Raw genomic sequence first — 22,007 nt, forward strand, 5'->3', positions numbered from 1 at the left:
CATAACGGCATTGCCTCAGCAAGAAGGCAATGCCGCCATATGGTTATTGTTTACTGTATTTTTGCACTTTGTCGTACCATTCTTGAACACGTTTGGTTACAGCGTCACCGCCGGATTTATTCCATTTGTCCACGAACTCATCGAACTTCTCAATCGGCCATTCACCAATAATGATTTTTGCCAAATACTCCTGGAACAGCTTATGGGATTGAATGTCAGGGAACCCTTCGTAGACGGAGCTCGGCATTCCATCGCCGGCGATTCTCCGTGCGTCTTTGGTTCCAACCTCAAAGATATCCTTGACCATCTTGGCTTGATCTTCCGGATAAAGCTGATCCAACCGTTTGTCCATCGATTCCTTCGTCGTAAAGTTTTGCATATCCAACGCGAGCGGTTTGTCTTCGGTTTGCGGCAGCAGCTTCTTCTTACCGTTCACAACCTCATGCTGAAGTCCTTCAACACCGAATCGGACGAAATCTTCATTGGCCGGGTCATAGAAAAAGTCGAGCAGCTTCAAGGAGTACGGTGCCAGCTTCTCTGAAGCCTTCGGAATCAGCCATTCGGCTTCCCCAATGCTTTTCTGGGTGATAAATCCGTTAAATCCGTCCACCTTCGGCAATGCTAGAGCCGTCACATAAGCATTTGGTGCCGTTTTGCGCATAGCATCCACTTTATCCTTCAATGAAGCAGGAAGGTGATACCAGTTGCCCACCAGATTGTTGTTGATTTTGGCTTGCCATACATCGCCTTTATTCAAGAACGTTTCGTTATCCAGCAGCTTTTGCGAATACAGCTCTCTCATAAAACCGATGGCTGCTTTCATATTTTTTGAAGTACCTGCATATTGGATTTTGCCTTCGTAAATATCCCACTCCGGCTTCCCTTCCCACATAGCAACACCATACATGGCGAACAGATGATCCATCCACGTTCCGAATTCCCGTCCCAGTGTAGGAATTTCATCCGCTTTGCCATTGCCATTCGGATCCTGATCTTTGAACGCTTTTAACAAAGTAACGTATTCATCCTTCGTCTTAGGTATGCTTAAGTTCAGCTTGTCCATCCAGTCTTTGCGGATCATCGGAACCCGTTCCGGGATCATGTACACCTTGGGAATATAGTAGATTTTGCCGTCCGGCGAGGCCGTACGCACAACATCCCAAGCTTCCTTCGGAATGCTTTTCCATACGTTCGGTGCATATTTAGGGAGCAAATCATCGAGCGCAAGGGCTCCCCCCTGTTGAATGAGTGTCTGCTCCACGCCGCCGATCGGACGCATAATATCCGGGAGTTCGCCCGAAGCGATCATGACATTAATATTTTCTGTAGGATCTGCCCCCGGCGGGCTAGTGGACAGCGCGTACTGTACCCCGGTTTTTTCAGCAACATATTTCACGTGAGCGTTATTGTTGTCGGGAATCGTTCCCTTCCCCATATGGGTTTTAAATACTTTAACGGTAACAGGACCATTTCCTCCTCCTTGAGCAGCGTCCCCTCCCCCCGATTTGCCTGCCGTACTGCAGCCGGCTGCGGATAAAGCAGCGAGGATTAGAACCATTGCTGGAGCAATACTTTTCTTCATACGTTTACGTTTGGACATGCTTGACTCACCCTTTCGTTTCTAGTTCCCTTAAGCTCTTATATATTAAGCCGGGGCTTGGCCTAACTAACATTATCCCTTCACCGAGCCGAGTAGCGCTCCCTTGACAAAGTACTTTTGCAAATAAGGATATACCAGCAGAATAGGAACCGTTGCAAAAATGATTGTAGCCGCCTTCAGCGTCGTTGCATTAAAATCGAATGTCCCAACCATCTGATTAACAGGCAGAATCTCCTCCGTATTCATAAGGTACTCCCTCAGCTTCATCTGCAGAGGCCACAAATTCGGATCTCGTATAAACATAACCGCCCTTTGGAATGTGTTCCAGTAGCCGACAGCGTAGAACAAACTGACCGTCGCCAAAACAGGCTTTGACAAAGGCAAATAAATTTGGAACAAAATCCGGAAATCGTTGCAGCCATCCATTTTGGCCGATTCATCCAGTTCCTGGGGCATCCCCATAAAGAAGGTTCGGATAATAATCATATTAAAGGTACTGATCAAGCCCGGAATGATAAGCGACCATACCGAATTCAACATCCCAAGCTCCCTGACGGTAAGGAAGAAAGGAATCATCGGAGCATTGAAAATCATCGTGATCACTATGAGCAGCATGACCTGCTTGCGAATGAGAAACGCCTGCTGTGCAAGCGGGTAAGCCGTCATGACGGTGAACAGCATGCTCAACAACGTACCAACGACAGATATAAATATCGTCACCCAGAAGGAATGCCACAAATCTTTTTTGTGTAAAATGAAATCCCATGACGCTGTCGTAAACTCAACCGGTAGTATAAAAACTTGTTTGGCGTCGGCTGCGTAAGGCGAACTGAACGATACGGCAAGCATTTGAATCAGCGGGAACAGCATGGTTAATGAAGCCACTGCAAGCACCGCATAATTCACGACACTGAAACTTTTTTCTCCTAATGTTGGCTTCATCACCACAACCCCTGTTCCATTTTTCTTGCAAATCGGTTGAAAATCCAAAGCAGAACAAATCCAATAACGGATTGAAATAAGCCGATAGCCGTCGTTACGCTGTACTGCGCTTGCAGAACACCTGCACGATATACGTAGGTCTCAATAATATCCCCTACCGAATAAGTCATCGGCGTGAGCAGGTTGTATACCTGATCGAATCCAAGCTCCAGAAAATTGCCTATCCGCAGCAGGAAGAGAACCAAAATCGTTGGAAACAGCGATGGCAGCGTAATGTATAGTGTTTGCTTCCATCGGTTCGCCCCGTCAACAACCGCCGCTTCATATAGATGCGGGTTCACCCCGGCCAACGCCGCCAAATAAATAATTGTGCCCCAACCGATTTCCTTCCAAATCCCCGAGATGACTAGTATCGAGCGAAAAAACCGTTGTTCCTGCATATACAGGAGCGGCTCCAACCCGAACCATCCTCTCATCGTGTTGGCAATTCCTTTAGTAGCTAACAATTCGAATACGATCCCGCCTACTACGACCCATGATAAAAAGTGGGGCAGATAGAAAAAGCTCTGAAACGTCCGCTTTGCGAGCGCTGAACGTACTTCATTAAACAAAAGGGCCAATATGATCGGCGCTGGAAATCCGAATACAAGCTGATAGAACGCAATTAATGCCGTATTTCTTAGCACATTGTAAAAATCCTTATAAGTAAATATAAACCGGAAGTTATCGAGCCCGACCCATGGACTGTCAAAAATACCTCTCATAATCTGATATTTCTGAAACGCTATGACGCTTCCTGCCAACGGTACATATTTGAAAACGATATAAAATACGATGCCGGGAAGAATCATTAAATACAGCAGCCCGTGTTTCCTTATGTTTTCGAGATACCGATTTTTTGACACTCTCGCTGTTGTTGCTGTGTGACCTGCCTTCTCGCTGAGCATCGCCCTGGCCATATGCAACCGACCACCTATCTGTATGAATTTGTTCATTGACGTTTATTATCTTAGCCCGGGCTCCGAGTCTGAGACAACACATCGTTTGACCAATTCATGCGCAGATTATGCAATAGGGACCGTTCCTGGAGGATCGGTTTGTCCTTTGGAGCATCGGTTGGTTGTCCGAACATATCCCTATTATCGTTGACAAAAAGCACCTCCCCGAACGGCCGCTTCATGCGAACTGGGGAGGTGCTTATTTACGAATTCAAACTGTTGAACGTAGCATCATGATTTCGCATCAGCTCCCTGTATTTCCCGGGAGTGATATCTTTATATTTTCGGAATACGCGAATAAAGCTGTTTTCATGCTGATAGCCGACCATCTGTGCAATATCCGATATTTTACTGCTTGTTTCCAAAAGCAGCTCAGCGGCACGTTCGATTCGAAGCTTTGTAAAATATTCGTGTATCGTTTCGTTCGTTTCCTGTTTGAATATTTGACTCGCCAAGCTGACGCTGATGCCAATAGAAGCTGAAATCTCTTGAACACCTACATTTTCTCCCAGGTGCTTTTTCATATAATCGATCATGTTCTGCACCATAATAAACTCTTTGCTTTGGATCAGATCGCCGAAGCGTTCAGCCAAGGATTTCGTCCGTTCGGTTAAAATGTTTCCGATATCATGAAGATCCATGGTTCGATAGGAACGGTCCACATCCGGTTCTTCCCAAACCCCAGACTCTTTCCCGCGCGCAATCCGGTTCAGCTTGGCCGTGACGGTTTCAAGGAACGAGAGCGCCTCAGATGGATACCAATAGTCTTCACGGATATCATGAAGAATCCGTTCCAAAATACGCTGTGCCCGCTCCTCGGTACCCGTTTCTATAGAGCTCGTCAAGTCATCAATGATAGCTTCGTTAGTAAAGGTATCGGACATTTCATGCTCTGACACCGCTTCGTATGAAATGACACTTCCGTAGCCCCGGTATAGTCTGTAGCTAAGCGCATTCTCCGCTTCATAAATCGCCAGCTTGAGCTTACCTGCTTCCGCATGGGGCTCGCTGTATCCAGCCGATACGCTAAAATTAAGCAGACGTCGTATAATCTGCACGGTTTCAGCCAGTTTCTCTTGCAGTGGCTGTGTAGTGCCGGCAATAGGCTGAAGCAGTACGGCCGTTTGATCTCTTCCCAAATCTACACAAACGTTTCGCCAGCCAGTAGACAGCAGCTCTGAAGCGATGTTGGCCAGCGCGTATTTGAGAAGTAAATGATCTTTTTCCGGAAAACCCTTTGCCCATTCCGAATAACGGTCAATCGAGATGACGGCTACAGTAAGAGGAACATCAGACCACTCCGGAAAATAGCTCTTCCATTTCTCAGATATTTCACGCTTTGATTTCATATTCCCTGCAAACATATCATGCAAAAATTTAGAAGACGCTTCCGGCATCGTTTGCCGGACCAGGCCAGCCAGCTTTTCATGGTCTTTAAGTAGCTTGCCTGTGATTTTCTCCAAATCGATCAGATCCGGGCTGACCTCGTCCTGTCCGTAAGTCGTTAACATGTTCCTCATCCGCCGTACCGGCTTGAAAGCAATGGAATGTGTGTAGAAGATCCCAATTCCGCCAAATACCAAGGCAATAAAAGATACCGCGAGTACCACATTGCGGATTGATGTCGACTTAGCCAGCAAATTATCCTGCGGAACAAACGATACATAATCCCAATCCGTAACAGGTGAACGCGCATGGGAAACTAACAGTCGCTTGCCATTATAGTCAAAATCGCCGAACGGTTCGCCATTAAGCTGCTGCAGCGCCTTGCGCACTGTGCTTATTTCTATCGTCCCGTTGCCTGCAGAGTAGATCGGCTCGCCTTCCTTGCCTATGATAAATTGCATCCGATTCAAGCCGGATACATATTCGGGATTCATGTTATGGAATAATGGATCGCTTTTAAAATTGACTGCAACAATCCCTTTAAACTGTCCCTGGATCAATATTTTGCGGAACAAAGTCACTTTATTTGAGGCGGGGTTATTCCCGGAAGCAGCCACTACCCGGGAACTCACTAGCATTAGTTTATCTCCGAACCGATCAGCCACATCGACCCAATCCGAATCGGCGAATGTTACCGCCCTGGAGCTAAAGCCTTGGGGATACCCTACAAAGCTTTCACGGGCCCGGTCATATATATAAATGCTCTCGATATAAGGCGAGTTGCCCAGCAGTGTTTCAAGAAACTGATACAGCTGATTAATGTTGCTGTACGAGTTCTGCTCCTGCATCGTCAAGAAATTGTAGACGTTGGATTGCAAAGCTACCTTGATGGCAATATAGTTCGTATCTTGAATATATTTATCTATATAATTCATGCCAATACGCAAAGACTGATGCTGAGGCTCGCTTAATTCGCTCTGCAGTACAGATTTCGACGTATAGTAAGATGTCAGACCGACCGCTAGAATGATCAAAGAAACGAAAATCGTCAGCATCAAGACCAGTCGGGTTTGTGTGTCCGACAAATAATATTTCAGCCATTGTGCAGGCTTAACCATAGCTTATCCCCGCCTTCTGTGCAGCTTGATTGTCCTAGGATACGCGTTGGGTCTCCATTATTGCCGCTATTATTGCCACTTCTATGAGTAGGTCCATTTCATTTAGGTTCAACATGGCGGTTCGGAATCCCTTTTTTTCTCGGAACATTATCCCCAAATGTCGTGTTGCACGGCTGCTGCTAATATGAAACCCCGACACATAATCTGCGGCGGGGTTCATGGTCAGTATTTATCTACATGCAGTTTGTTGCTTTAGGAATGGAACTTTACCAAATCATCAATCTTCACTACTTCTCCCTTACGAATAGAACGGTTTGCCGCGATCCCTGTCAGAATGGATCTGGCTCCATCGATATGATTGGCGGCGCGATTGAACCGATCCTCCACCGGGGTACCGAAAATATCATTAAGCAGAATAGGATCGCCTCCGCCATGACCTCCTTTACCTTCTTCCACTGCTACTTCATACGGCTTCCCGAACATTGGCTGCACTTGTATGGATCTGTGTTTCACAGCTCCTTCTTGTGCTTTATCTCCACCTGAATTGACATAGGCTTTCTCGCCTACTACCATTTCAATTCTGCCCTTGGTACCGTTAAATGCAATACGGTAGCCTTCCCATGGCATGTAGCAGTTCAAGGAATAGGTCAATACGGCTTTATTTTTATAGCGGACCAATACACCCATCGTGTCCTCAATATTAATGCCGTCGCTGAATACGCTCTGATCGCGTCGGTAGCCATCTTCATGCTCTGCATCCAAGTACATGGCTTTCAAGTGTGGATTTGTATCCAATTGAAGGGCAAACGGATCTTCCGCCGCAACCGCATTGTTAGTTCCCCGATCGTAGAACTTCGTTACGCCGCGTTGTTCGGCATTTTCCCGACCATAGAAGAGCAGATCTCCGAAAGCAAATACCGATTCAGGCTCGGAGCCGATCCAAAAATTGACGAGGTCAAAATGATGCGTCGACTTGTGCACCAGAAGGCCACCGCTGTTGCGTTTGTCACGGTGCCATCTGCGGAAGTAGTCCCCGCCATGTTTGGTGCTAAGCAGCCATTCGAAATGGACAGAGAGCACCTTTCCGATCGTACCATCGGCTATAAGCTCGCGAGCTTTCGTATGATGCGGTGCATAACGGTAGTTGAAGGTAACACGTACATTTTTACCCGTCCGTTCAACCGTATCCAAAATTTGCTGGCATTTATCTTCATCTACCGTCATCGGCTTCTCCGTAATGACATCACAGCCCAGCTCCATAGCCCGAATGATGTACGTATGATGCGTACGGTCCACACTAGTTACAACAACGGCATCCGGCTTCATCTTCGCAATCATCGTATCGAACTCATCCGATTTGTATGTCTGTACCGGCGCATGATCATATTTCTCCTGCAGCATCCGATTGGCATAATCCATGCGCGTTTGGTTGATATCGCAAAATGCCAACAGCTCCGACGTTTCCTTAAATTGCGTCACTATCGCCGAATAGAAGAACTCTGCTCTTCCGCCGGTTCCAACCAATACGTATTTTTTCTTTTGTGTCATTCTTTCCACCCTCTGCTGATCATTATATTGTTTGAACGTATTCATCCCAGTTCCATCCATAACAGGTACTCTTGTCGGACTCAGTTCATGGACTACGGGGTTTATGTTATCGAATGGCCAATTGCCGGACAACCATTCGTTTCGCCATCCAATGCACAATTTAAGCAAAAGGGCTTTTTTCTATACGATTGATTGATCTTGTGCAAGATCGGTTGGTAGGCTTTCGTCCTGCGGTTCTTTCTCACTTGCATTCATGACTGATGTCATCGGATCTTCCTCATTTCTACCTGCAGCTGTACACCCTGTAGGCAAAGTCGCGCCAAACAGTAATGACGTTATGCCGGTATTGAAAAATATGCTTATCATCAAACCTCATCCCTTCCCTGATAGTAATGCAGCATCGTACCTGATGAAAGTAACGGTTCGTCAAGTGCAACGACTGAAAATTAACTTAATTATTAAGCGTCACTTTCTTGTACTTTCTTGCAATTTGAATACAATTCAAGATTTAACTTGCACTAGTATCGCAATATGAATGTCACAACGGCAAGCTGCATTATGTCATGGCTTTTATAGTACTTACCGAAAATGTCATATGACATTTTTACACTGGCGCAGTTGACTAAAGAAGCCGTACGATGCGGTTATTATACGGAGAGGAGCGATGAACCTTATGAAATCAGGTTTCATCCAAAACGGTTATTTTTTATTGTTAACTTTCGTTACAGGTTTGTTTTACTTTTGTTTTTACATGGTAGCTCTGTTGCTCAGTCTAAGTCTTTCATTTACGGTAGTCGGCATTCCAATAGTTACACTCGTATTGCGAACTACCACAACCTTTATCCAATTCGAGCGCACGCAGACGAAAATTTATACCGATATTACGACGACCCCTTACGACAGAAAAGTAACAACGGATGCATCGGTCTGGGCTCAAGCCAAATTCGAGCTTATGGATTCTCGCAACTGGACAGCCGTCTTTTGGTTAATGCAGAAGTTAGTGATCGGACTCGTCAGTCTCGTCAGCGCAGCGATTCTCTTTTTAGTACCGCTAGCATTCCTGTTGGCACCACTATTGTATCGATACATCGAGATGAATGTCATTTTCATGCAGGTAGATTCTTTTGCGAAATCACTCCTAATAATGGCTGTGGGAGCCCTGCTTATCGTAATAAGCTTCAAGCTGACTGAGCGTTTGGCGAAAACAATCGGAGGTTATACGCGCAGTATGATTCGGCAGCTAAACCGATAGCTGTTTTGTTTCCGGCCTGTGTGTAGGTGTAGCAGCATTAACTAGCAATATGACACTGCACTAAGGTTTGATCTATAATACTATAGGAAACAGAAAGCTGCTTAGGGGTTGAACGACTTGTTGGATATGGTTAAACAGTGGTTTTGGTATGATTGGATTATGCTGGCGCTCCGCCTTATGACTAGCGTTTCGCTCATCCTCACGACGATAAGCTTTCAGGAAGGTCTAACGCTGCCGCTTTGGAGCGTTATTTTTTGGGAGATTGCCGCGTTCTCCATTCCATGGGTTTGCTTGCTGCTCAACTACAAATATTATTTGTTCACGGAAATTCTGCTATTTGGCGGACTATGTATACATTTAACCTCATTGTTTCCGGATGCTTACCCTTCATTTCTTGTATCGGCGTTTCTTATCGCAGCGAACAGCGCTCATCTGTCCTATCGTTGGACGGGACCGGCAACGGTCTTTTTAATACCTGGTATTTTACATGCGGTTGCGCCAAGCAACAGCTATTGGGTCATAGTCACATACTACGGACTTGCTTATGTGATGGGATTCGCTTTTCATTTATTGATCGTCAATCATCGGCAAAATGAAACGATCCGCAAGCAAAATGCGGTGCTTGAGCAATATATGTCCCAAATCGAGCGCATTACGCTCGCAGAAGAACGAAACAGGCTGTCGAGGGAGCTCCACGATACGGTCGGCCATGCTTATACTTCCATCATCATGGGCATGGAAACGTTGCGCTCCGAGCTTGCTACCGAAACGGGAATACAGAGGCTGGATTCCTTGCTTGAGCTGAGCCGCAATAGCATCGAGGAAGTGAGGAGCTACTTACATCAAATGGAGTCTCCGCAGCAGTCGCTTTCCTTGGTCCAGTCTCTGCAAAGGCTTGGAGAAGAATTTCAGGAGCATGCCCAGGTCGTTGTAAACTTTCGAGCGTTCGGAGAAGAGTGCCAGCTGTCCCGGCAAGCGAAGATAGCGTTCATTCGCTGCTTGCAGGAGTCGCTTACGAATGCGGTTCGTCACGGTCAGGCGACGGAGATTACCGTTTCCTTGCAATTCGAGCAGCAATATACGAGGCTGGAGGTGCAGGACAACGGAATAGGGATGGAAGAGTGGCGGGAGGGCTTCGGCATGAACGCAATGAAGGAGCGGGCGATGAATCTGCAAGGTCAAGTGTCCGTGTATACGAAGCCAGGGGATGGAACACTTGTCGCCTGTACTTTGCCGCGACAAGCGGATATAGCGGAAGAGCTTATTCGTCTGCTGATCGTCGACGACCAGCCGTTTATTCGGGAAAGTCTACGGACGCTTCTAGACAGGTACCAAGATTTAAACGTAGCCGGCTTGGCCGAGGATGGCGAACAAGCCGTCGACCTATGCGGGCGCCTTCAGCCCCACGTAGTGCTTATGGATTTGGATATGCCGCGGATGGACGGAGCCGAGGCAGCCAAAATGATCAAACAGCAATGGCCGCATATCCGCGTATTGATTTTTACGACGTTTCAAGATACGGAGCAAGCGTTGGACTTGCTGCGCAACGGTGCGGACGGCTTCCTGCTGAAATCGGCCGCACCGCTCGAGCTGGCCAATACGATTCGGCTTATTCACCGAGGAGGAACGTTAATCGGTCAGGGCATGTCCCATAAAATATTCGAGAAGCTCGATGAGAGCATCGAATCGCCGCAATCGAAAGCCGCTGCCGACTATGACCTGACGGCCAGGGAAATAGAAATATTGCAGCTTGTTGCCAAAGGGCTCCGGTACAAGACGATAGCGTCCAAGCTATATTTGTCGGACGGCACGGTCAGAAACTACGCCTCCTCAGCCTATATAAAGCTAGGAGTACGCAACAAGGAAGAAGCCGTTCAGAAAGCGTTGGAAATCGGGATCATCGTTAGCTAGAATTGTCCGAAAATAGATAGTTTTTTTGGGTATAACTCGATCTTTTAGACTGACGACGTTTTTTTTATTTAATCGGTCAAACCGCGGGGCGGAAATCTGCGTAAACAGGGAGGAAGCACAATGCAAGGCAACTAAATGAATTTGAGGAGGAACTTCTATTATGAACAAACGAAGAAGTAAGTTGGCAGTAGCGGTGCTGAGCGGATGGATGCTGCTTTCGTCAGCTGTGCCTGTATTTGCGTCTGATGCGCCTTCGGTATCCGCTAATGTGAAGAGCGATGCGGAGCTTGCGGCCGAGCTCGGGGTGCTGCAGGGGGACGGCAGCGGAGTGACGGCAGGGTATTTGGCAAAAGCGACAACCCGCATACAGGCGGCCACTTTGTTTTTGCGGTTGAAAGGACTGGAGGAAACGGCACTTGCCTTTCAAGGAGCGGATAATTTTACCGATGCCGACTTGGTCGGGGACACCAACAAAGCGATAATGTCGTATTTGAAAGCGAACCCGGCGCTTGGCTGGACGGGGACGGGAGAAGGCAAGTTTGATCCTTTGTCGGGCGTCACCGGACAGCAGTTTTATAAAGTGCTGCTGGAAGCGCTAGGCTATAAGCAAGAAGTCGATTTTACATACGAAGGTACGCTTGCTTTTGCTAAAAGCAAAGGTATAGACCAAATTGCCGAAGCGGGCGCTTTGCGCAACAGTCATCTTGCAACGGCAATCGTAGAAGCGTTAAAAGCAAAGCTGAAAAGTGGCAGTCAAACGCTTGCGGAATCGCTCGCCGAAGCGAAAGTGATCCAATCGGACAAAGCGGCACTAACGAAGTATGCGCGCATAGGCGTGGCAAACGACTCAGCGCTCGGCTCCTATCTCGTCGACGAAAACGGCAAGACGCTGTACTATTTTATGAAGGACGACAAGGATACGAGCGCCTGCAAAGACCAATGCGCTGTCAATTGGCCGGTATATTATTCGGAATACATTCAGGTTTCCAGTCTCATGAACCCGGCCGACTTTAAAACGATCGTTCGCGAGGACGGGAAGAAGCAGACGACGTACAAAGGAATGCCGCTGTACTATTTCGCCAAGGACGCGAAGGCTGGAGATACGCTCGGCCAAGGCGTAAATAAGGTTTGGTATGTCGTGAACTTCCCGTCCGTAACGGTCGCTTCCCAAGATGGCATCGGCAATTATTTGGTCGATTCGACAGGCAGAACATTATATTTGTTTACGAAGGACAGCAAGGACAAGAGCGTATGCTATGGGACGTGCGAAACAAACTGGCCTGTATTTTATTCCGAGTACATTTCGGCCATCGATGAATTAAAGGCTGGGGATTTTGGCACGATCGTACGCGAAGACGGCACGAAACAGACGACGTACAAAGGAATGCCGCTGTACTATTTCGCCAAGGACGTGAAGGCTGGAGATAGGCTTGGCCAAGGCGTTAACAACGTCTGGTACTTGGTCAACCCATCCGAGGCCGAAAAAGCCGAAGCCGAACAGACGAAACAGCCGGCTGGCAAAGCTTACACGATGGATATTATTAAATTCGAATTTTCGAAACCGGAAATAACGATCGAAGCAGGCGCGAGCATTACGTTTACAAATAACGACGAAGTTCTGCACAATGTGGTGTCAGACGATACCGAGGGTGGCAAGCCGTTGTTTGAAACGCCTCTGCTCGGCAAAGACCAATCCTATACACTAACATTCGATAAACCCGGAGAATATACATACTATTGCGAGCCGCACAAAAGCCATATGAAAGGCAAAATTATCGTAAAATAGCGATCGTTATCCAAATCAATATCCGGTTTTTCCTGAAAGAAGCAGCTTTCGGGAAAAACCGATGTTGCCGTTTAGGGATGCTGCCAAACTCGATTCAGTACGCATCGAAGCATAAGATCCGCTCTGTGGTACAATTTAGCCTATATCGTATCTTGCAAATCCGGCCGGAATGTTAGAAAATCACATAGAATCGGATTAGCGCTTTGAGTTGATCGACGCGGGGAGTGTTTCTATAGTGCGGCAATACACCGATGAGCAATTGATGCACATGGTCATGGAGAAGAGAAGCGGTGCGCTAGAGGAGCTTTACGATCGTTATGCGAAGCTTGTATACTCATTCGCAATGAAAACGAACAGCGACGCTGGGTTTGCCAAAGATATCGTCCAGCTCGTTTTCACGCGGCTTTGGACGACCGAAGTCGGTTATGACCCCCGAAGAGGGCTATTCGTCAATTGGCTGCTCACGATTACGCGAAATATGGCCATCGATCAGATGCGCAAGCTGAGAAAGCATGAGGCTGCCATGCCGTTCGAACCTTCTATCTGGGAGCAAATTCCTGATGATCCACAGCACCATCCAGAGGAAATCGCGTCGCGCAACTGGTTGAAGCACCATATCAAAGAGGCTTATCGGTATTTGTCAGAGAGCCAAATAAGTTTACTTCAAGCGTTCTACTGGGAAGGTTATACGCTCAGCGAAATAGCGGAACGCAACCGCGAGCCGCTTGGTACGGTGAAGAGCAGGCTGCATCAAGCTTTGAAAATATTGCGGAAACATTTGGCGCCGGAGAGGGAGGAGGGAATCGAATGAACAGAGCTAACGATAATTGCGACCGGTTATTTTCGTTTTTTCTGGGAGAGTTGCCGATAGAGGAGAAGCGGGCTTTCGTATCCCACCTTCCCGGTTGTCCAGCGTGTCGGAAAGAGCTGAAACAGTTGAACCAGGTTTGGGACACCCTCCCCTACTCGATGGCCGAAATGGAGCCTCCGAGTCAGCTGAAGTCAGAAGTGCTCGGGACTATTTTTCAGGAAAATCCGGTACGAGATGCCTCTTCGGCGCCTGAACCCATGCCCGCATTAGTACCTCGGATAATACCGGGCAATACGTCCAGACGCAGCAATCGAAGGTTTTGGCCATATGCGGCGGCAGCGGTGATGATCGTGCTGCTCGGCTTTGTGGGGTGGACGGAAGTTACGGAGCGGCTGGATCGGGCATCCGGGCAATCCGATTTGCATATACCCGCTCAACTGGTCGAGCAGTATAGCCTGAAGTCGTTCGATCCGACGATACCTGCTGCCGTGGGCCAAGCCTGGCTAATGAAAAAGGGAGATAGCATGGAGCTTATGTTACAAATGAGCGGACTGCCTAGTTTACAAGGTAATCAAGCGTATCAAGTATGGCTTGTGAAAAATGGCAGCCGTCACAACAGCGGCACATTCCGGGTCGATGCCAATGGCAACGGAGTATTGACGTACGTCATCGATAAAGACAATTTGGCATTCGATACGATTGGGATTACGCTGGAGCCGGATTCCGAGGGGACACAGCCAAGAGGAAAAAAAGTGCTCGGCACATAGATCGAGACTCGATTGATCGGGTCGTGTTGGCGAATAACTAGGGGCCGCTGCTTGTGCGCGGCGACCATCCTGCAGTGTACCTGTAATCGAAAATTGCGCCTTCGCCGGTTGGCGAAGGCGCTTTTGTGCGCAAACGCGACAGCGCTAAGGCTGTCCTTTTGCTAGGAGAAAAAATAAGTAAGTCCGTTTATTCCGGTTTTAAGATATATTTATTTCGCCGCTGGCATCGGCTTTTGCTCCTTATACTGCAGCTCATACAAGCGGTAATAATAACCGCGCTGCGCCAACAGCTGGTAGTGGTTGCCGATTTCGCGCACCTTGCCCTTGTGCATAACGACAATTTGGTCGGCGTGCTGAATGGTTGATAGCCGGTGGGCAACGATGAGTGTCGTTCTTCCTGCTGAAATGTTGTGCAGTGCATCCTGTACAACGATCTCGGTCTCCGTATCGATGTTCGACGTCGCCTCATCGAGAATAAGAATTTCCGGTCGGAAAGCAATCGCCCTTGCGAAGGAAAGCAGCTGCCGCTGACCGAGCGACAAGTTCACACCACGTTCGCCTAGAGGCGTCTTATACCCTTGCGGCAAATCATTGATATATTCGTCTATGTGTACCATCTGAGCAGCCTCGCGGATTTGCTCATCCGTTATCTCCTTGTTGTTCAGACGGATATTGGATGCAATATCCCCGGTGAACAGGAAGACGTCCTGCTGGACGATGCTAATGCTGCGGCGCAGCTCGTCGAGCGGAATTTCCCGGATATCGACACCGTCCAATCGGATACTTCCTTTTTGAATATCATAGAATCGGTTGATCAGCTGAATGATCGAGCTTTTGCCTGCCCCGGTGGCTCCGACGAAAGCTATCGTCTGTCCAGGCTGAATCGTAAAGCTCACATCCTTCAACACCCAATCCTCATTATTATAAGCAAACCATACATGATCGAATGTAATTTCGCCGCGTACCTGCTTTGGCAAGCTTTTAGTGACAGGAGCATCAACAATAGACGGCTTTTCGTCCAGCATATCGAAGATCCGCTCCGCCCCTACCATAGCTGTCTGAATCTGGTTGTATTTTTCTGCAAGACTCATCAGCGGCTGGAAAAACTGCCGTACGTAATGAGTGAAGGCATACACGATACCGAAAGTAATCCCCCCCTCAATCACGCTCGCACCCCCATACCATAATAAGAGTGCAATCGCTACGTTACCCAGAAAGCCGATAGCCGGTTGGAAAATCGAGTTGATGACGGTTCCCCGCATCCCAGCACGGTAATAGCCGGTATTATGATGATCGAATTGTTCCCACTGCCGCTGCTCGCGGATAAAGAGCTGGGTAATTCGGATACCCGATAAATTTTCAGCCAGAAACGAGTTTAATCGGGACAAGATCACCCGTGAAGTACGCTGGGCTTCCCTAATGACGGAACGATACCAGAACGTCAAAACGGCAAGGAACGGAATGACCGCAAATGATAACAGCGCGAGCTTCATGCTCATTTGCATCATAATCACGATAGTCCCGATTAAAAAGATGACATCCTTCACCAAGTTCACAACAACTTGAGAATACAGTTGGTTCAATGACTCCGTATCCTGAGTGACCCTAACGACTAATCGTCCTACCGGGTTGCGGTCGAAATACGACATCGACATCCGGCTCAAATGATTGAACAGCTTCTGCCGTATGTTGAATATAATCGTTTGACCCGTAAATTGAAGCAAATTACTTTGCAGGTAATTCAGAATCGAGCCCGTCACTACGGTTAGGAGAAACAATATTCCTAGTGTGGTAAAACCGCTATAATCCTGCTTTTTAAATGCGTCCAAAGCGCTGTCATCCAGAAGAATCGCGTCATAAGTCTTGTCTGCCGCGATCAGACGAGCTGGGTTCGCTTCCTGTTCCAGCTTGACTTCCGTTTGTTGTGTAGGCAGCCAACCTGAGATCAAATAGTCCTGCTTTCCTACACTAACGATTTGCTTCTTTTCCAATCCGTCCGGGAAGCTGCCTTTCTCTACGGCATCGGGGTCCAGCCGAACGTAGCTGCGGTTATCCCAGGATGCCTCAGCCCCCCCATACGCCTTAAGCTTATCAGTTTGGTTATTCTCCACCGCAAGCATCGGCTTATGAAGTCCGTTAATATGGCCGTCGATCGCTATTTTCAACAAGTAAGGCCGCGCCAAATCGGCAACCACAATAAGAAAAGATAACGCTATACATAGCATGATCATTTTCCAGTAAGGTAAGGCGTAGGACATTAACCGGGTCAGCAGCTGGCTGTCTTTGAAATTTTTAACGTCTTTCTCTTTATGAATATTCATGCCCCTGCTCCCCTCTGTAAAAGCCCGCCTTTGGAATGCTCTTGCTCTTGGCCCTCCTGGCGCTCCGCCTCTTGATCCAACAGCTGTTTATGATACATATCCGCATAAATTCCATTTAGGCGAAGCAGCTTCTCGTGAGTGCCGGATTCGACGATTTCCCCTTCATCCATGACCACAATTTGATCCGCTCCCTGAACAGAGGAAATCCGGTGCCCGATAATAATCGTCGTTCGTTTGTTCATAACCGATTTCAAGCCTTCGAGAATCAGATCCTCGGTTATCGTATCGACCGCTGATAAGCTGTCATCAAATATAAGGATGGAAGGCTTCTTAATAATTGCCCGGGCAATGCTGACACGCTGACGCTGTCCCCCAGACAACGATATGCCTCGTTCCCCGAGGGCCGTATCGAACTGCTCAGGAAATTCCACGATATTATCGTACACCTGTGCTACCTTGGATGCTTCGACTACCTGCTCATCCGTGTAAGGCTTCGGATCGAAGCCGATATTGTCTCGAATGGTGGAGGAAAACAAGAATTGATCCTGCGGGACAATCCCGATCTGACCACGAAGTGTTTGCAGCGGAATTTCATGAATATCCTGCCCGTCAATGAATACCGTTCCTTTGGGCGGATTATACAAACGGACCAACAAATGCACCAGCGTGCTTTTCCCGCTGCCGACCCTCCCGACAATTGCAAGGCTGCTGCCTTTTTTCACTTTAAGAGAAATATTTCTCAATGTTGGACGAACCGCTTCAGGATAAGAGAAGGTTAGATTGCGGATTTCGATCTCCCCGTCAATATCCTTAATATCCTGCTTAGCTACGACATCATCAACAATTTCCGGTTGTGTATTAAAAATTTCCATCAACCGATGCTCCGACGCTTTGCCGCGCTGCATCAAATTAACGACTTTACCCAAGTTTTCAATCGGTCCCATCAAAAGCGATAAATAAGTATTAAAAGCAACGAATTCGCCCAGCGTTATGACGTTTTTAAGCACCATAATACCTCCAAGCACGACCGATACGAGAAAGCTGAAGCCCACAATCCCTGAGCTCAGCGCACCGAACAGCGAGTTGGATTTTACGAATTTACGGTTCATGTCTACGGCATGCTGATTGTCCTGCGTAAACAGCTTGCTTTCCGCTTTTTCCTGTACAAACGCTTTCACTACGCGAATGCCAGCCGTGAATTCCTGCACTCGGCTCGTTAAATCCGAGATGGCCCTCTGCATGTCCACTGACTGCTGCTGAATGCGCGTGTTAAACTTATACGCCAATAAGCTTAATAATGGAAGCGGCAGCATGGTAAGCAGTGTCAGGAGCGGATTGACGGAAGTGACCATGGCAATGACCGAAATAACAATCAGCATCATGGATTCCATAATATTGAAGTATCCTTGCATCGTAACCTCGCGGACAACGCCGACATCGCTGATCGCGTGTGACATTAAATCCCCGATCCTCTGATTGTTAAAATATTGCGCAGAAAGCTTCTCCCAATGGGTGAACAGTTCCCCTCTCACCCTCATTTCCAGCATCCGGGATAAGCGAAACAAGTAAATCCGGCTCGTCGAACGAAAGAAAGCGATTCCCAGGCCGACAGCTACCATCCATATAGCGAACTTGATCGTCTCGTTATACGTTAATGTCGAATTTTGCAATTTGTCGGTAAACTGTCCTAGCAGAAGCGGAATAAGCAGCTGCAGTAAACTGGATATGGACAATAATGCAAATCCCATGAGGTAAGGCCATCGGTTCCTCTTTACATGTTCCCAAAAAATATTACGCCTCTCCATCCGTATTCCCCCCGAGGTATTCCCCATTATGCCTATCTCTATAAGCAAAATCTGAGTCTTGTATATAAGCTAATGTTAAGATTACCGTGATTGGTGAAAACTTACCATGGATTTACTTGCTTCATATTATGGACTATTTTACTTTTTCAAAATGCCAAATATGGACCTTTTCGCTACCGCCCTTTATCCATTCGTCGAGCCGATACCACTCCGTATTGCCAAATGGATTGTTGTTTAGAGCTGTCTCGTCCTCCTTTAGTCCCTGCTTCCCCCTTGCTTGCTTTAGCTGTATGTATTGTTCCTTCGACAAGCCATTCCATATTTCGACGAACAAGCCCGGCTGATCACTTCCTTCATATAATTCTAAATTGTCGTACTGCGCCCGAACTTCCATCATCCAATCTGAATAATTTGACCTGTATCCGGGTAAGATTTGATATTCAACAAATACGATAGACATTTTTTCACCCCGTTGCTTTATTTTAAACAATAAAATGATACACTAATAATATGCTGAAACGCCTGCTTTTCTCAAAATTAAATGCGAGAACCGCAGACAAGTCTATGCTTACGATGCAAGCTTTCTTGCAGAAAGCCCAGCTAATGCTTACGATGCAAGCTTTCCTGCGGAAAGCTCTTAGGAGGAGACAAACACCATGGACAGCGGAACACACCTAGTGATAGGATTCGGGTTAGCCGGACTGGCTTACATCGACCCTATCGTCGCAGCGGACTCTACTGTTTCCACTGCCGTATTAATTGGAACCGTACTGGGATCGCAAGCACCCGATGCAGACACGCTGCTTCGACTCAAAGGCAATGCCATTTACATCAAAAATCACCGAGGCCGCTCTCACTCTCTGCCCGCTCTTCTCATATGGACCGCGATCATTACTCTCGGGCTTATGATCGGATTCCGCCACTTGCCTCTATGGCATGTAGCCATGTGGGTATTTATTGCGGTAGCCTTCCACGTCTTCACCGATTTGTTCAATACGTACGGGACGCAGGCGGCAAGGCCTTTTTCGGAAAAGTGGATCTCCTGGAACATCATTCATATATTTGATCCGGTCATTTTTATTTCTCATCTTATCGCCATTTTCATGTGGTCGGTTCATCTGGTTCGCCCTGAGGTGATCTTTCCAATTTTATACACAGCCTTGGCAGTATATTATATTTGGAGATCATGGTATCATCATTACTTAGAGTCTAACTTGTACCAGAAAGATTCCAAATATGAGAAAGGTGATCGATATTATCTGATTCCAACCTTTCATTTGTATGTTTGGCAGATCGTTAAGAAAAAAACCAATGGACATTTCGTTCTCGGCGAATACAAGCATAATCAGATCAAATGGGTAGACACAACGTCATGCGCGGCTCATCCCGCAGTCGATGCGTCAAAAAAACATAAGGATATCGCTTCTTTCCTATATTTTACGTCTTTTGCTTGCGCAGAGATGCGCCATCACGAATGGGGCTATGAGGTACGGTGGATCGATGTGCGTTACCGTCACCGGAGACAGTATCCTTTTGTGGCTGTAGTCATGATGGATAAGGAATTAAACTTTCTGGATTCCTACGTGGGCTGGCTAAGTGATTCAAGATTGGAGAAAAAACTGCGGGTCAATACGTAAAGAACTGAGTGGGAACAAATATGACTTGGTGGGAGTACTCTTCCTCCGACTCATCAGCTTTTCCAAAGCAATAACGATCGGGCTGTTGCGACAGCCCTTTTATTTCGTTCTTTACCTTGTCCAACAGGGACAAGCTATTTCAATCGATTGCCATTGCGTAACAAAAAAGCCCAGGGATTGCTCCCTGAGCTTCTATGATGATACGTTGATTCAACAACCATTCGATTAACGGAATTGACCTGCCAGGGATTGCTCCGCGATTTGCACCAGACGACGAGTGATGTGACCACCGATCGCGCCCGTGTCACGGGATGCCATGTAACCGTAGTACCCGTCTTGTGGGATTTGAATACCCAACTCTTGAGCTACCTCATACTTCAATTGATCTAAAGCTTGGGAAGCTTGTGGAACTACCAATGTGTTACTGTTGCCGGATTGTCCTTGTGCCATGATGATCAGCACTCCTTTCAATCTGAATGATATCTTTGATGTATTTGCAAGCTTGCAAAGTTATTATGTGACGTACACCAAAAACTATTCACACATTTTGAAAAATGTTTTTGATTTTCAAATACTCTTTAGAAAGGCGGTACTTCCCCGCATGAACAAAGGACTAGCTCTCTTTTTCGCAATCGTAGGAGCCCTACTTTTAGCCTGCATCAGTCTCGGATTGAGTCTAGGAAACGTTTGGCTCGTTCTGCTATTTACGATCTTATCTATCGGTTTTATTGGCTTCGGCTTTGTCGTCAAAGCGAGAATGAGAAGACGTAACGGCGGTTAAGGATTACAGCGAAAGGAAACCCATTTTTTCCTTCACAGTTTTCGTAATTTTCTCCGCTTCTACTGCAGCACGCTCAGCTCCCTGGCGTAAAATGTCATGAATTTCGCCGGACTTGCGGATATCATAATATCTTTGCTGGATCGGCTCGAGATGAGCGACGACCTGCTCGGCCAGCTCTTTTTTGAACGGTCCGTAGCCTAGGCCCTCATACTGAGCTTCAATATCGGCAATAGACTTATCGGAGCATTGAGCGTAGATACTCATCAGGTTGCTAACCTCAGGCTTGTTCTGAGGATCAAATTTCACTTCACGGCCCGAGTCGGTAACGGCTCGGCTTATTTTTTTGCGGATGACATCCGGCGCATCGAGCATGGCAATGAAGCTGCCTTGGTTAGTGCTGCTTTTGCTCATTTTCTTGGAGGCATCGTCCAGAGACATGATCCGTGCTCCAACCTTAGGAATGTACGGATCCGGGATGGTGAACGTGTCGCCGTAGCGTTGATTGAAACGGTGTGCTAAATCGCGCGTCAGCTCCAAGTGCTGCTTCTGATCGTCGCCTACAGGAACTAGATCAGCATTATACAGCAAAATATCCGCGGCCATCAAAGACGGATAAGTGAACAAGCCAGCTCCAACCGAGTCTTTACCCGCTGCTTTATCTTTGAACTGGGTCATTCTCTCCAGCTCACCCATATACGTTAGCGTAGTCATCAACCATCCGAGCTCCGCGTGCTGGCGAACCTGCGATTGCAAGAAGACTGTCGCTTTAGCTGGATCCAGTCCTGCCGCGATATATAGCGCAGCTACCGCCTCAGTTTGCTCGCGAAGTGCCGCCGGGTCCTGAGGGACAGTCACCGCATGCAAATCCACCACCATAAAGTAGCAGTCGTGTGTATGCTGAAGCTCCACGTAATTTTTCATCGCTCCGATGTAATTGCCTAGAGTCGGTAAACCGCTCGGCTGCATCCCGGATAATACTCTTTTCATGATGAAATCCTCCTTGAGATCGTTCTTTTTTTCAATTTTCCACGCAAAAAAGGCCCTCCCGCCGCAAGGGACGAAGGACCGTGGTGCCACCCTAATTTGCCTAACCTCTCAACATTTAAATATGTCGGTCAGCTAAGCCTTCAGCTCTGTTAACGGAGAGTGCCCGGACCAGCCTATGACCAGGTACCCCAAGCTTACATACGCCTGCTACCCAAGTCGTTCAACCGTCAGCTCCAGGACCCATTCAACGTCACCTATCTACCGGTTCACAGCGGCCACCGGCTCTCTGAAAGACTCGTTGTCGTCTACTTGCTCCTGTCATTGCTTGTACCTGTTATGATGTACAGTTTGCTTCTT

General features: G+C 47.4%; 18 protein-coding genes and 1 other annotated feature. Of the genes, 7 read left to right on the forward strand and 11 right to left on the reverse strand.

From position 1 onward, the window contains the following. Positions 1–43: 43 nt before the first annotated feature. The 6 genes from BP97_RS0112870 to BP97_RS0112895 form a co-directional block, all read right to left on the reverse strand. Positions 44–1,600, reverse strand: coding sequence for an extracellular solute-binding protein (locus BP97_RS0112870; protein ID WP_036745793.1), 1,557 nt, complete (start codon positions 1,598–1,600; stop codon positions 44–46). 72 nt (positions 1,601–1,672) lie between these two features. Continuing rightward, entirely contained in the window at positions 1,673–2,542 is an 870-nt protein-coding gene (locus tag BP97_RS0112875) for a carbohydrate ABC transporter permease (protein ID WP_028549467.1), read from the reverse strand. Beyond that, on the reverse strand, positions 2,542–3,501 hold the full coding sequence (locus tag BP97_RS0112880) for an ABC transporter permease (RefSeq protein ID WP_028549468.1): 960 nt from the start codon (positions 3,499–3,501) through the stop codon (positions 2,542–2,544). The genes BP97_RS0112875 and BP97_RS0112880 overlap by 1 nt, the downstream gene beginning before the upstream one ends. 242 nt (positions 3,502–3,743) lie before the next feature. After that, a complete protein-coding gene (locus BP97_RS0112885; protein WP_028549469.1) occupies positions 3,744–6,044 on the reverse strand; it encodes a helix-turn-helix domain-containing protein in 2,301 nt (766 codons plus the stop codon). Between the two features lie 252 nt (positions 6,045–6,296). Continuing rightward, positions 6,297–7,592, reverse strand: coding sequence for a Gfo/Idh/MocA family oxidoreductase (locus BP97_RS0112890; RefSeq protein WP_028549470.1), 1,296 nt, complete (start codon positions 7,590–7,592; stop codon positions 6,297–6,299). A gap of 180 nt (positions 7,593–7,772) precedes the next feature. Further along, positions 7,773–7,958 carry a hypothetical protein gene (locus tag BP97_RS0112895; protein WP_028549471.1) on the reverse strand — a complete coding sequence of 62 codons (186 nt, stop codon included), beginning with the start codon at positions 7,956–7,958 and terminating at the stop codon, positions 7,773–7,775. A 307-nt stretch (positions 7,959–8,265) separates the two neighbouring features. Here BP97_RS0112895 and BP97_RS0112900 point away from each other — a divergent pair, with 307 nt between their 5' ends. From BP97_RS0112900 to BP97_RS0112925, 5 genes are all read left to right on the forward strand, one after another. Then, complete coding sequence (locus BP97_RS0112900; protein ID WP_028549472.1) at positions 8,266–8,844, forward strand: sensor domain-containing protein; 579 nt, start codon at positions 8,266–8,268, stop codon at positions 8,842–8,844. Between the two features lie 117 nt (positions 8,845–8,961). Next, positions 8,962–10,755, forward strand: coding sequence for a helix-turn-helix transcriptional regulator (locus BP97_RS0112905; RefSeq protein WP_028549473.1), 1,794 nt, complete (start codon positions 8,962–8,964; stop codon positions 10,753–10,755). 160 nt (positions 10,756–10,915) lie between these two features. Further along, the gene (locus BP97_RS38830) at positions 10,916–12,541 is read left to right on the forward strand and encodes a plastocyanin/azurin family copper-binding protein (protein ID WP_051620548.1); all 1,626 of its coding nucleotides are present in this window, start codon (positions 10,916–10,918) and stop codon (positions 12,539–12,541) included. 235 nt (positions 12,542–12,776) lie between these two features. Beyond that, positions 12,777–13,352: a sigma-70 family RNA polymerase sigma factor gene (locus BP97_RS0112920; RefSeq protein WP_028549474.1), complete on the forward strand. Its 576-nt coding sequence runs from the start codon at positions 12,777–12,779 to the stop codon at positions 13,350–13,352. Further along, on the forward strand, positions 13,349–14,119 hold the full coding sequence (locus BP97_RS0112925; RefSeq protein ID WP_028549475.1) for an anti-sigma factor: 771 nt from the start codon (positions 13,349–13,351) through the stop codon (positions 14,117–14,119). The genes BP97_RS0112920 and BP97_RS0112925 overlap by 4 nt, the downstream gene beginning before the upstream one ends. 209 nt (positions 14,120–14,328) lie before the next feature. Here BP97_RS0112925 and BP97_RS0112930 read toward each other — a convergent pair whose 3' ends face one another. The 3 genes from BP97_RS0112930 to BP97_RS0112940 all read right to left on the reverse strand — a co-directional run bounded on the left by BP97_RS0112930 (position 14,329) and on the right by BP97_RS0112940 (position 18,705). Then, entirely contained in the window at positions 14,329–16,440 is a 2,112-nt protein-coding gene (locus BP97_RS0112930; RefSeq protein WP_028549476.1) for an ABC transporter ATP-binding protein, read from the reverse strand. After that, positions 16,437–18,245 carry an ABC transporter ATP-binding protein gene (locus BP97_RS0112935; RefSeq protein WP_028549477.1) on the reverse strand — a complete coding sequence of 603 codons (1,809 nt, stop codon included), beginning with the start codon at positions 18,243–18,245 and terminating at the stop codon, positions 16,437–16,439. The genes BP97_RS0112930 and BP97_RS0112935 overlap by 4 nt, the downstream gene beginning before the upstream one ends. A gap of 133 nt (positions 18,246–18,378) precedes the next feature. Further along, positions 18,379–18,705 (reverse strand): hypothetical protein, encoded by a 327-nt coding sequence (locus tag BP97_RS0112940; RefSeq protein ID WP_028549478.1) that lies wholly within the window; start codon positions 18,703–18,705, stop codon positions 18,379–18,381. Positions 18,706–18,901: 196 nt separating this feature from the next. Between BP97_RS0112940 and BP97_RS0112945 the strand changes: the two genes are divergently transcribed. Beyond that, complete coding sequence (locus BP97_RS0112945) at positions 18,902–19,882, forward strand: metal-dependent hydrolase (protein ID WP_028549479.1); 981 nt, start codon at positions 18,902–18,904, stop codon at positions 19,880–19,882. 225 nt (positions 19,883–20,107) lie between these two features. Here BP97_RS0112945 and BP97_RS0112950 read toward each other — a convergent pair whose 3' ends face one another. After that, on the reverse strand, positions 20,108–20,332 hold the full coding sequence (locus BP97_RS0112950) for an alpha/beta-type small acid-soluble spore protein (RefSeq protein ID WP_028549480.1): 225 nt from the start codon (positions 20,330–20,332) through the stop codon (positions 20,108–20,110). A 151-nt stretch (positions 20,333–20,483) separates the two neighbouring features. Between BP97_RS0112950 and BP97_RS0112955 the strand changes: the two genes are divergently transcribed. Then, positions 20,484–20,663: a DUF5325 family protein gene (locus BP97_RS0112955; RefSeq protein WP_028549481.1), complete on the forward strand. Its 180-nt coding sequence runs from the start codon at positions 20,484–20,486 to the stop codon at positions 20,661–20,663. Between the two features lie 3 nt (positions 20,664–20,666). On the opposite strand, the gene trpS is transcribed toward BP97_RS0112955, so the two are convergent. Further along, positions 20,667–21,650: a tryptophan--tRNA ligase gene (trpS, locus tag BP97_RS0112960; protein WP_028549482.1), complete on the reverse strand. Its 984-nt coding sequence runs from the start codon at positions 21,648–21,650 to the stop codon at positions 20,667–20,669. A gap of 63 nt (positions 21,651–21,713) precedes the next feature. Continuing rightward, positions 21,714–21,981 (reverse strand) — a binding site (T-box leader). Positions 21,982–22,007 lie beyond the last annotated feature (26 nt).

It is taken from the genome of Paenibacillus sp. UNC451MF (genome assembly GCF_000686845.1).
In the GTDB taxonomy this organism is placed as follows: domain Bacteria; phylum Bacillota; class Bacilli; order Paenibacillales; family NBRC-103111; genus Paenibacillus_S.